This window comes from Nocardiopsis sp. TNDT3 (assembly GCF_003427465.1).
Taxonomy (GTDB): Bacteria; Actinomycetota; Actinomycetes; order Streptosporangiales; family Streptosporangiaceae; genus Nocardiopsis; species Nocardiopsis dassonvillei.
The window spans coordinates 1-10,914 of sequence record NZ_QPFC01000096.1; the positions used below are offsets into that span (position 1 = coordinate 1).

The 10,914-nt window shown below is 70.2% G+C and carries 10 protein-coding genes; 3 read left to right on the plus strand and 7 right to left on the minus strand.

All coding sequences use genetic code 11. The features are described 5' to 3' along the window. Window positions 1-34 precede the first annotated feature (34 nt). A complete protein-coding gene (locus DQW06_RS02745) occupies window positions 35-1,384 on the minus strand; it encodes an MATE family efflux transporter (protein ID WP_013155829.1) in 1,350 nt (449 codons plus the stop codon). 347 nt (window positions 1,385-1,731) lie between these two features. Here DQW06_RS02745 and dnaB point away from each other — a divergent pair, with 347 nt between their 5' ends. Then, window positions 1,732-4,329, plus strand: coding sequence for a replicative DNA helicase (dnaB, locus tag DQW06_RS02750; RefSeq protein ID WP_071623097.1), 2,598 nt, complete (start codon window positions 1,732-1,734; stop codon window positions 4,327-4,329). Window positions 4,330-4,431: 102 nt separating this feature from the next. Here the strand turns inward: dnaB and DQW06_RS02755 are convergent, their stop codons facing one another. The 6 genes from DQW06_RS02755 to upp form a co-directional block, all read right to left on the minus strand. Continuing rightward, the gene (locus tag DQW06_RS02755) at window positions 4,432-6,087 is read right to left on the minus strand and encodes a TlrC/CarA/OleB/SrmB family ABC-F type ribosomal protection protein (protein WP_117197896.1); all 1,656 of its coding nucleotides are present in this window, start codon (window positions 6,085-6,087) and stop codon (window positions 4,432-4,434) included. Between the two features lie 623 nt (window positions 6,088-6,710). Beyond that, window positions 6,711-6,941, minus strand: coding sequence for a hypothetical protein (locus DQW06_RS02760; protein WP_013155826.1), 231 nt, complete (start codon window positions 6,939-6,941; stop codon window positions 6,711-6,713). 439 nt (window positions 6,942-7,380) lie between these two features. Continuing rightward, entirely contained in the window at window positions 7,381-7,890 is a 510-nt protein-coding gene (locus DQW06_RS02765; protein ID WP_013155825.1) for a PH domain-containing protein, read from the minus strand. A gap of 18 nt (window positions 7,891-7,908) precedes the next feature. After that, a complete protein-coding gene (locus DQW06_RS29115) occupies window positions 7,909-8,070 on the minus strand; it encodes a hypothetical protein (protein WP_013155824.1) in 162 nt (53 codons plus the stop codon). A gap of 308 nt (window positions 8,071-8,378) precedes the next feature. Then, complete coding sequence (locus tag DQW06_RS02770; protein ID WP_013155823.1) at window positions 8,379-8,612, minus strand: hypothetical protein; 234 nt, start codon at window positions 8,610-8,612, stop codon at window positions 8,379-8,381. 412 nt (window positions 8,613-9,024) lie between these two features. Further along, window positions 9,025-9,678: a uracil phosphoribosyltransferase gene (gene upp / locus DQW06_RS02775; RefSeq protein ID WP_013155822.1), complete on the minus strand. Its 654-nt coding sequence runs from the start codon at window positions 9,676-9,678 to the stop codon at window positions 9,025-9,027. Window positions 9,679-10,001: 323 nt separating this feature from the next. On the opposite strand from upp, the gene DQW06_RS02785 reads away from it, so the two are divergent. Then, entirely contained in the window at window positions 10,002-10,502 is a 501-nt protein-coding gene (locus DQW06_RS02785; protein ID WP_013155821.1) for a tRNA adenosine deaminase-associated protein, read from the plus strand. Window positions 10,503-10,546: 44 nt separating this feature from the next. Next, window positions 10,547-10,914: tRNA adenosine deaminase-associated protein (locus DQW06_RS02790; protein WP_117197898.1), on the plus strand; the 368-nt coding region annotated here is incomplete at its 3' end.

Consider the following 10,914-nt stretch of genomic DNA (forward strand, 5'->3'; position numbering starts at 1 on the left):
GGCCCGCCACGGCCGCGCCGTGGCGGGCCCCTGATCAGGGCCGGTACGCGCCGGTGACCAGCCAGGCCGTACTCCGGGCCCGGAACCCGAGGGTGACCGCGCGGGCGAGGATCCACACCCCGAAGGCGATCCACAGGCTCACCAGCGCCCACATGGGGCCGTCCGCCAGCCGCGGCAGGACCAGGGCGAACGGCAGGAAGACCAGCATCGTCCACAGGGACGCCCACGCCAGGTAGCGCTGGTCCCCGGCGCCCATCAGCACGCCGTCCAGCACCATGGTCACCCCGCTCAGCGGCTGCAACAGCGCGACCACCACCAGCGAGGCCGTGATCAGGACCCGCACCTCGGGGTCGGAGGTGAACGGGATCCACGCCCACGGCAGCGCCAGGAACACCACCGCCATGAAGACCAGGCCCAGTCCCACGCCCCACTCCACCATGCGCCGCGTGGCGTCCCGGGTGCCCTGGACGTCCCCCGCGCCCAGGTAGCGGCCCACGATGGACTGCCCGGCGATGGCGATCGCGTCCATGGCGAACACCAGCAGCGCCCAGATGTTGTGGCTCACCTGGTGCGCGGCGATCGACGCGTCGCCCAGCCGGGCCGCCACCGCCGTGGTCACCAGGGCCACCACGCGCATCGACACGCTGCGCAGGAACAGGGCGAACCCCGCCGAGGCCGAGGCGCGCAGGCCCGCCGTCGTGGGCATGAGCGACACGCCCTCGCGCCGGGCCGCGCGCGCGATCGTCATCACGTACCAGAACGCGCCCCCGCCCTGGGCGAGCACCGTCGACCAGGCCGAACCCGCGATGCCCCAGTCCAGGACCAGCACGAACACCGAGCACAGCACCGCGTTGGCGACGTAGGAGCAGACCGCCACCACCAGCGGGGTCCGGGCGTCCTGGAGGCCGCGCAGCACACCGGTGCCCGCCATGACGATGAGCAGGAACGGCGTACTGAGCAGGCTGATGCGCAGATAGGTCAGGGCGTGGGGCGCCACGTCCGGCGAGGCGCCCAGCGCCTCCACCATCACCGGGCCGAGCGGCCAGCCGATCGCGACGGCGGCGAGACCCAGCAGGACCGCGAGCCACAGCCCGTCCACGCCGTCCCGCACGCCCCCGGGGACGTCGCCCGCGCCGAACCTGCGCGAGACCGCCGCGGTGGTGCCGTAGGCGAGGAAGACGCAGACGGCCACGAGCGTGAGCAGCACCTGCCCGGCCACGCCCAGGCCGCCGAGCGCCTCGGTGCCCAGCGTGCCGACGATCGCGGAGTCGGTGAGCAGGAACAGCGGCTCGCTGATGAGCGCGAAGAACGTCGGGACCGCCAGGGCGAGGATCTCGCGGTCGTGGCGGTGCCGGAAAGGGGCGGCCGAAAGCAGTTGTGGCATGACCAGCACACAGTATCGGACACGCGTTCTACGCGGGTGTGGAGTTATCCACACCCCGGCTGAAGCCTGTGGATAACTTGTGGAAACACGCCCTGTGAGGCATCTTGCACCCCCTGACTGCATCCTGCGTTTTGGCAGGTCAAAGGCTATATGCAGCGGTCGTGACAAAGTTATCCACAGGTGATGTGCACAACCCCGGTTCGGGATGCCCTGCGGGGCACCGGACATGGTGGTAGGGGACGTGTCCACAACCTCCGGTCGAGGCGCCTCCGGCGTCCGCCATGGGGCATCCTGGAAGGGTCGGCCCGTTCCCGGGTCGACGGAAGTACCGTCCCGGGGGAGCGTTCGTGAGTGTCGCTGAGCAGCCACCTGAAGAAGGCGGATACGAGCGCACCCCGCCCCACGACATCCAGGCCGAGCAGAGCGTGCTCGGCGGCATGCTGCTGTCCAAGGACGCCATCACGCAGGTCGTGGAGATCATCCGCTCCGCCGACTTCTACCGCCCCGCGCACCAGATCATCTACGAGAGCATCGTCGACCTCTTCTCCCGCGGCGAGCCCGTGGACGCCATCTCGGTCAACGCCGAGCTGACCAAGCGCGGCGAGGCCACCCGGGTCGGCGGCGCCCTCTACCTGCACACCCTCACCGAGGCCATCCCGACCGCGGCCAACGCGGGCTACTACGCCAAGATCGTCTCCGACCGCGCGGTCCTGCGCCGCCTGGTCGAGGTGGGCACCCGCATCGCCCAGATCGGCTACGCCGGGGACGGCGAGGTGGACGACCTGGTCGACCACGCCCAGGCCGAGATCTACAAGGTCGCGGAGAAGCGCACCGGCGAGGACTACGTCGCGCTCGCCGACATCATGCCGGGCGCCCTGGACGAGATCGAGGCGATCGGCGCCAACGACGGGACCATGACCGGCGTGCCCACCGGCTTCGCCGACTTCGACGCCCTCACCAACGGCCTCCACCCCGGCCAGATGGTCATCATCGCCGCCCGCCCGGCCGTTGGCAAGGCGCTGGCCCTGGACACGCCCCTGCCGACACCCGGCGGATGGACCACCATGGGGGAGGTGGAGGTCGGCACCGAGCTGATCGCCGCCGACGGGACACCCACCCGGGTGGTGGCCGCCACCGAGGTCATGACCGGGCGGCCCTGCTTCGAGGTCGTGTTCGACGACGGCACCACCGTCGTCGCCGACGGCGACCACCAGTGGCTGACCCACACGCGGGCCTCGCGGCGCGCGGCCCGGGAGGCCGAGGCCCGGGGCACGGTTCCCCGTGTGCTGCCCGAGGTGAGGACCACCAGGGAGATCGCCCGGACCCTGCGTACGGAGACCGCCGACCGCAGGCTGAACCACTCGGTGGTCAACGCGGAGGCCATCGAGCTGCCCGAACGCGACCTCCCCCTGCCGCCCTACTTCCTCGGCGCCTGGCTCGGTGACGGAGCCTCCGCCGCCGCCCGGGTCACCAGCACGGACCCCGAGGTCCTGCTCAACATCGAGGCCGAGGGACTCGTGACCAAGCCGGTCGGCTCCACCGGCATGACCTATGGTGTCTTCCTGCCGGAGGAGGACACCACGCCCACGGCCCGTGAGTGCGTGGTGTGCGGAACGGAGTTCGTGCCCTCCCTGCCTCACGTGCGCAGCTGTGGGCAGTCGTGCGGGGGCAAGGCGCGCTTCGTCTCCGATCCTGTGCCGCACACCTCCTGCGTCGACTGCGGGCGCCCCTGCTTCGGTCAGCTCCGGTGCCGTGAGTGCGTCACCAGCCACGGCAGTGTCCAGGCGCGGTTGCGCACCCTCGGGGTTCTGGGGAACAAGCACATCCCCCAGGAGTACCTGCGCGCCTCGGTCGACCAGCGGCGCGCCCTCCTCGCCGGTCTGCTGGACACGGACGGCACGGTGAACGCCACCGGCTCCGTGCAGTTCGCGGTCACCAGCCAGCGCCTGGCGAACGGCTTCCGGGAACTGGCGCACAGCCTGGGGTACCGCACCGGGATGTCGACCAGGCGGGTCGGCGGCCGGTCGGAGGAATCGTCGACCTGCTACACGGTCACCTTCGGCTCCAGGAGCGAGGTCTTCCGACTCGCACGCAAGAGGCGTGCGCACCGGGAGCGCGGCGCCGACCGAGGTTACGCACGGATCGGCTCCCGGTTCGTCACCGAGGTGCGACCGGTGGAGAGCGTTCCGGTCCGCTGCGTCCAGGTGGACCACCCGGACCACCTGTTCCTGGCCACCCGGTCGATGGTCCCCACCCACAACTCGACGCTGGCCCTGGATTTCGCGCGTGCGGCGTCCATCAAGCACGACATGACCGCGGTCTTCTTCAGCCTGGAGATGGGGCGCAACGAGATCGTCATGCGCCTGCTGTCGGCGGAGGCCCGGGTGCCCCTGCACACCATGCGCTCGGGTCTGATGACCGACGAGGACTGGACCCGCCTGGCCAGGCGCATGGGCGAGGTGGCCAACGCGCCCCTGTTCATCGACGACTCCCCGAACATGTCGATGATGGAGATCCGGGCCAAGTGCCGGCGGCTCAAGCAGCAGCACGACCTCAAGCTGGTCATCGTCGACTACCTCCAGCTGATGAGCTCGCCCGGCCGGGTGGAGAGCCGTCAGCAGGAGGTCTCGGAGATGTCCCGGTCGCTCAAGCTCCTGGCCAAGGAGCTGGAGGTCCCGGTGGTGGCGCTCTCCCAGCTGAACCGAGGCCCCGAGCAGCGCACCGACAAACGCCCGCAGGTGTCCGACCTCCGTGAGAGTGGATCGATCGAGCAGGACGCGGACATGGTCATCCTGCTCTACCGCGAGGACGTGCACGACAAGGAGTCGCCGCGCGCGGGCGAGGCGGACATCATCGTGGCCAAGCACCGCAACGGCCCCACGGCGGACGTGACCGTGGCCTTCCAGGGCCACTACAGCCGGTTCGTCGACATGGCACCCGGCTAGACCGGTGCTTCGGGGCCCGCCGCGCGGCGGGCCCCGAATATCGGCTAGTCGTAATAGCGGTTTATGGTCAAGCCGATTTGTCGACAAAGCGCTACGTCCGCTTCACACGGAGTCGCTGACCACGATCCCCTCCCGTAGTTCCAGGTGGCGGCCGGTGAAGCGCTGTCGGGTCCTGCGGTCGTGGGTGACGACCACCAGCGTGCCCTCGTAACGTGTCAGCGCCTCCTCCAGGTCCTCCACGAGACCGGGGGAGAGGTGGTTGGTCGGCTCGTCCAGGAGCAGCAGGTCGTAGGCACCCGACGTCAGCCGGGCGACCTCGATCCTGCGGCGCTGGCCCACCGACAGGGACGCCACCGGCTGGTCCAGCTCCCCGGGCCGGAACAGCCCGAGCGAGGCGAGCTCGTCCCGGTGGTCCTCGGCGAACCCGGGCCGCCCCGCGGCGTAGGCGCCGAGCACGGTCTGTCCGGCGGCGAAGGAACCGTCCTCCTGACGCAGGTAACCCACCCGGCCGGGGACCGAAACCCGCCCCTCGTCGGGGACCGCGTCCCCGGACAGGAGCCGGAGCAGGGTGGTCTTGCCCGCCCCGTTCGGCCCGGTGACCAGCACGCGTTCGCCCGGAGCGAGGTCCAGGCAGGGCACCTCCAGGCGGTGGTCCACCCGGACCCCCTCCAGCGAGGCGGCCGGAGCGCTCTCACCGGTGCGGGATCCGGTGAACCCGGCGGTCATCCGCAGCGGTACCGGCGGCGGCGCCACCGGGTCGGCGGTCAGCCTCTCCACCCTCTCCTTGGCGTTGCGGACGCGGCCCATGGAACCGTGCGCGGCCCCCCGCATCTTGAACGCCCCGTGGCCGAACGCGGCCTTCTCCATCTTGCGCGGGATGGCCTTCAGGGCCGCGATGCTGTTCTCGGCCAGCCTGCGCTGCCGGGCCAGGTCGGCCCTCCACTCCTCGTACTCGCGGATCCACCGGGCCCTGGCCGAGGCCTTCGCGGCCAGGAACCCGTCGTAGCCGTTGCCGTACCGGTGGATCCGGCGCAGGTCGTGGTCGACCTCCAGGACGGTGTCGGTCACGTTGGCCAGGAACGCCCGGTCGTGGGTGACGGCCACGACCGTGCCCCGGTGGCGGCGGAGCCGGTCCTCCAACCAGGCGACCGCGCGGTCGTCCAGGTCGTTGGTGGGCTCGTCCAACAGGAGCAGTTCGGGCGAGGCCGCCAGCATCGCGGCCAGGGCCAGGCGCGAGCGCTCCCCGCCGGAGAGGGTCCTCAGCGGGCGGTCGCGGTCCAGGCCGGGAAGGCCCAGCCCGTGCAGTCCGGCGTCGACGCGCGCGTCGGCGTCGTAGCCGCCGCGCGCCTCGAACCGGGCCAGCAGGTCGCCGTAGGCGTCCAGCTCCTCCGGGGTGGCCGAGCCGAGCATGCTCTCCGCCGCGCGCAGGCGCGCCTCCATGTCGCGCAGGACGGCCAGGGCGGAGTCGATCGCGTCGCCGACGGTGCCGGTGGAGACCCCCACCGCCTCCAGGGTCTGCGGCAGGTAGCCGGTTCCTCCCGGAGCCCGGACCGTGAGGTCGCCGTTGGTGGGCTCCTCCTCCCCGGCGAGCAGGCGCAGCAGCGTGCTCTTGCCCGAGCCGTTGTCGCCGATGATCCCGACGCGCTCGCCGGGGCTGATGGTGAGGGTGACACGGTCGAGCACGGTGTGGTCGCCGTAGCGGTGGGTGATGTCGTTGAGGGTGAGCTGGGACTGTGCTCGTACTCGGGCGGTGAGCATGCGCGCCTCCTGATCTGCGGTGTGGCTGGGAGAGGAGCCGCGGATCGACGGTGGGGCGCTGGCGTTCCGGGTTTCGGACAGGGCGCGGCGATGGCGCGGGTCCGAGAAAAGGGAACGGTGAGGCCTTCCGTGGTCGACCGCGGTACGGCGACGCCGGGGAGCGTGGGGAGGTCGCCGTGCGGCACTGGGCGCTGGCGGCGGCTCGGGCGTCGGACGCGGGACTACAGGAAGATCAGCCTCATGGGGAAGACGATACGTCTCGTTTTCTTGGCCGTCAAGCGGACATCCGTGAGACCGACATCACGGTGTTCGGGGTGCCAGAGGCCCTGTAATGGCTAACCACTTTGCTCTTTATGGTCAAGCCGATTTGTCGACAAAGGGACGTGGCACCAGGAGGGCGTCGCCGGGAGGCCCCGCGCGGACTCCGCACAGGACGAGGGGGCCGCCCCGCGGGGCGGCCCCCTGTGCTCGCTTCGGTTCGCCGCGCACCCGTGCGCCGGACCCGGTGCGGCCCTTCACGGACCGGACCCGCCCGTACGGAGGGCGCGGTCGGCCGCGGGGCCCATGACGAAGGCCTCCCCGTCCGGAGGATCCGGCGGGGAGGCCTTCGTTCGAGCCGCTGGCTAGAGCCAGCGGACCTCGGGGCGGCTCCGACCCTTGTCGTCGGTCACCAGCACCCAGTGCATGATCGGGTGTCCCGACGTCGTCGCGTCGGCGTCCTCGCGGGGCTGCGGGACGTTGACCGGCTCGGTCGCGAGACCGGAGAGGCGGTTGGTCCCAGCCGAGAGGCGGATGCGCCGACGGGTCGTCGAGAACCGAGTGGGGTGGGGTGCACGGTCCGTCCTGCGCGCCATGGGACCCTCCTCGTTTCCGTTTCAGATGCCCCAAGTTAACCGTACGTTCACCTTCGAGTCAATTCGCTGGAGCTCGCGGGCTCGGTCCACCGGGGGCTCGGCCTCCGTGTGAGGCCTGTTTGGAGACATGCCCAGGTCGGGGGGTTCTATGCGTGATGTGACGAATGCCCTGTGTGACGGTTCTCTGACCTGCGCAGGGGAAAGGAGTGTGTCACCCGAAGGGAAGGTGAACGGAAGGTGAACGAAGCGCGAAGGGGGCGCCCGGTCCGGCCGCGCGCCCGGCGCCGCGCCGCGGTGGCACCGCACCGGAGTGGCCCGGCCGTGTGCGGAGGCCACGGTTCACCGGGGACCGCCTACCGCCCGCCCGGCAGGGGCCCGAACACAGCGAGAGCACCCGCCGGGACGGCGGGTGCTCCGCGTGGGCCTTGAGGCGCGGCGGTCACTCCTTGAAGATGAGCCCCACGACCTCCAGGTAGAGCTGCTCCGGGTAGGGGATGAAGTCGATCCGGCTCAGGGCCTGGTCCTGACCGGCCGACTCCATCACGAAGGTCCCGTAACCGAGGAAGCGGCCCAGCAGGGTCCGCTCGAACCTCATGTCGGTGACCTTGCCCAGCGGCATCATGTTCACCTGCCGGACGATCAGGCCGGTGGTCAGCAGGAGTCGTGCGGAGGTGATGACGAAGTAGTCCACCGACCACTCCGCTACCCGCCACACGAACCACACCAACACCAGCAGCCACACCCACCAGATGATCGCCAGCGTCGCTGCGCTGTCGGCGATGGAGGTGTTGCTGAGGATCCCGGCGAGGATCAGCGCGCCGAGGACCGCTCCGACCGGACCGATCAGCACCGCGGGGTGCCGACGGATGGTCACCACGTCCTGCTCGTGCGGCAGGAGGTAGCGGTTGACCGACGCAGGAGCGCTGTTACTCGACGCTACGAGCCGCATGCCACCCGACCGTTCCGGTTACAGGAGCGCGTTGACGAAACGGGACATCGACTCCGCGCCCCCCATCAGACCGCCCAGAGCGCTCTCGATGACCCCCGCAGCGCTTTCCGGCTGTGTGAACAGATAGAACGCCACGAAAGCGATGAGCGCGTAGCCGCCCCATTTTTTCAACTTCGCCACGACTGACTCCCCTTGGAATCCACCTGACCCACCAACCCAGCAGTGATTGTCGCACCGACCATCATGCCCGTAAAGCCTGGGGCGCACCCTCGGCGTGGCGGTATGTCGGACCTTCCTCGCATGCGGGCTGTGTCCGGTTCCGGTGGTGTTGGTAACCCAGTGATTGGTGGTCCGGAATGTGGTTCAGGTCCGCTGAGGACTATGACATTAAGGACACTGCTGGATATAAGGGGGTAATTCATAGCCCCCTGTCCAGGTCACCGGAGTTCGGACAGGCCGAAAACCTCGGTAGGACCTGCTCGGATCCGCTAGGACTGCTCGGCGAAGGCCAGCGCGAGCACCTGGAGGTGCTGTCGGGCGATCCGCTCCACGAGCTCGGGGGTGGCCTTGCCGGTCACGTCCTCGGCGCCGTGCCGCGCCGCGTCCACGCACCGCGTGACGGTGGAGGTGTGGTGCACCTCGGAGAACTCCTCGGCCAACCGGCTCCGCACCGGTTCGAAGCGAGAGTCGCGGGCGGTCGAGGTGGAGGGGTTCTCGGTCATCTCACTCCTTGGGGGCTACGGGGGTCGCGCTGTGTGTTCTTCCGGGATCTTTCGGTAGCCGCTGGAGGGTGGACGAAGCGTCGCGCCGGAGGAGGCGCGGGCGTGCGGTGTCAGCGGGCTGATGATGAGGGGTCTAGGGGCGAGGGGTGTTTCGGTCCGGCTGGTCTCCGCTTACGGGCGTGCGAGAACCATCTTCACTCCTCTCTGTTACATTACCGTCTCGAAATGAATTCGGCTAATGCAAAACCGTGTCGGCGCTTGCGCCGGCTCGCCGTGTCCACCTGGGCGGACGGGGGAGTCGGCTGCAGGCATGCCCGGTTTTCGGTCGTTCATTCCTCCGGTAGCAAAAAGAGCCGAAAAAGCGCCCAACCGTGATCCGGTGGGCGCTGGGGGTGGATGGGGCGGATGTGTCTCAGGCGCAGCCGTAGAGGCGGTCGCCCGCGTCGCCCAGCCCCGGCAGGATGAAGCCCTGCTCGTTGAGCCGCTCGTCCACCGCGGCCGTCACCACGCGCAGGGTCGCGCCGTGGTCGGGGTCCAGTTCCTCGGCGAGCCTGTGCTCCACCGCGGTCAGGCCCTCGGGGGCGGCGAGCAGACAGATCGCGGTGATGTGGTCGGCGCCCCGCTCCACCAGGAGCCTGAGCGCGGCGGCCAGGGTGCCGCCGGTGGCCAGCATCGGGTCCAGCACGTAGCACTGGCGGCCGGACAGGTCCTGCGGCAGCCGGTCGGCGTAGGTGGCGGGCTGGAGGGTGTCCTCGTCGCGGGCCATCCCCAGGAAGCCGACCTCGGCGGTGGGCAGCAGGCGGGTCATCCCGTCGAGCATGCCCAGGCCCGCGCGCAGGATCGGCACCACGAGCGGCGTGGGACGTGTCAGCTGCGTTCCGGTGGTCTCCACGAGCGGGGTCCGGATGGTGACGTCCGTCACTCGGACGTCCCGGGTCGCCTCGTAGGCGAGCAGGGTCACCAACTCGTCGGTCAGGCGCCGGAAGGTCGGGGAGTCGGTACCCACGTCGCGCAGGGTGGTCAGTTTGTGCGCGACCAGGGGGTGGTCGACGACCAGGGTTTCCAAAGCGTTCTCCGGTTGAGCTGGGACAACAAGACGGTGGCTGGGGAGGAGGCCTGCCCGAGTCTAACCGCGCGCATCCACCGGACCGGAGGCGCCGAGGGCCGCGCGGTCCCCGCTCCGGACCGGCGCGGCCGCGCGGCCGGGGCCTCCCGGGGGGCGTGGGAGCGGCGGAGGGGCAGCGGGGATCCGGTTCTCATGAGAGCGTGGTCCGGAATGACGCGGACCAAGGGGGACGGTGGCACCGGAGTGATCGTTACCATGTCACTCGCACGGGCGATCCGGGATTCCTTCGTCCGCACCGATACACCGGCCGGGTTGGGGTGACGATGACAGTGCTCGATCATGGTGACGACGACTCGGGCGACTTCGCGGCCATCGCGTACAGGGAAGAGGAGTACTGGGACGTCGACCTGCTCCCCGTGACCCTGACGCACGACCTCAAGGGGCTGATCCACGCCCTGCGCCAGCAGCCGAGCATCAGCGGCTCCCTCGGTCTGGTCTCGGTCGGCGACGACTTCTTCATCATCGTGCGCGTCTACGGTGAGGACGTCTCCCTCTTCCTGTCCGACGTGACCGCGTCCGTGGACTGGCAGGTGGCCCGGGACGTCCTGGACTACCTGGACATCGACCAGCCGGACGACGACGACCTGGACCAGGTGCTGCCCGCGGGCGACCTGTCCATCGTGGCCGACCTCGGACTGGACGAGATGGAGCTGGGCGCCCTGGCGGGCGATCTGGACCTGTACCCCGACGAGGTGCTGGCCAGCGTGTCCGAGCGGCTGGGATTCGCCCAGTCCTTCCAGCGTGTACTGGACGGTATGGGGTAAGGACCTGCTCTAGAAGAGCATCCGGGCGAACAGGAGAGCACGCGGTGTCGACCTTCGCAGCGGTCTTCGCTCCCAACGGGAGGACGTGGCGGGGAACCGAGGTCGAACTCGGGGACGTGGACGTCATCGACGACGTCACCGAACTGATGCTCGACTTCGCGACCGACCGGGGCAGCGAGGTCTCGATCCTGCTGGTGGAGGCCGACGACGAGTGGTTCGCCATCGTGCGCGCCGACGACGACGGCGGCGAGCCGCGCGTGTACCTCTCCGACGCGCGGGTGGTGCACGACCACCCGCTGGCCTCGGTGCTGTCCGAGGCCGGGGGGCTGGGCGCGCCGCCGCCCTCCGAGAGCGCCGGAGCCCGGCCCGACCCGCGGCCCGACGGCGACGGGGGCCTGCTCTCCGACCTGGG

Excerpts from the sequence above, each read along its gene's own strand:
- DQW06_RS02745 (WP_013155829.1), bottom strand. The coding sequence starts at position 1,384 with ATGCCACAACTGCTTTCGGCCGCCCCTTTCCGGCACCGCCACGACCGC.
- DQW06_RS02755 (WP_117197896.1), bottom strand. The coding sequence starts at position 6,087 with ATGCTCACCGCCCGAGTACGAGCACAGTCCCAGCTCACCCTCAACGAC.
- DQW06_RS02760 (WP_013155826.1), bottom strand. The coding sequence starts at position 6,941 with ATGGCGCGCAGGACGGACCGTGCACCCCACCCCACTCGGTTCTCGACG.
- DQW06_RS02765 (WP_013155825.1), bottom strand. The coding sequence starts at position 7,890 with ATGCGGCTCGTAGCGTCGAGTAACAGCGCTCCTGCGTCGGTCAACCGC.
- DQW06_RS02770 (WP_013155823.1), bottom strand. The coding sequence starts at position 8,612 with ATGACCGAGAACCCCTCCACCTCGACCGCCCGCGACTCTCGCTTCGAA.
- DQW06_RS02785 (WP_013155821.1), top strand. The coding sequence starts at position 10,002 with ATGACAGTGCTCGATCATGGTGACGACGACTCGGGCGACTTCGCGGCC.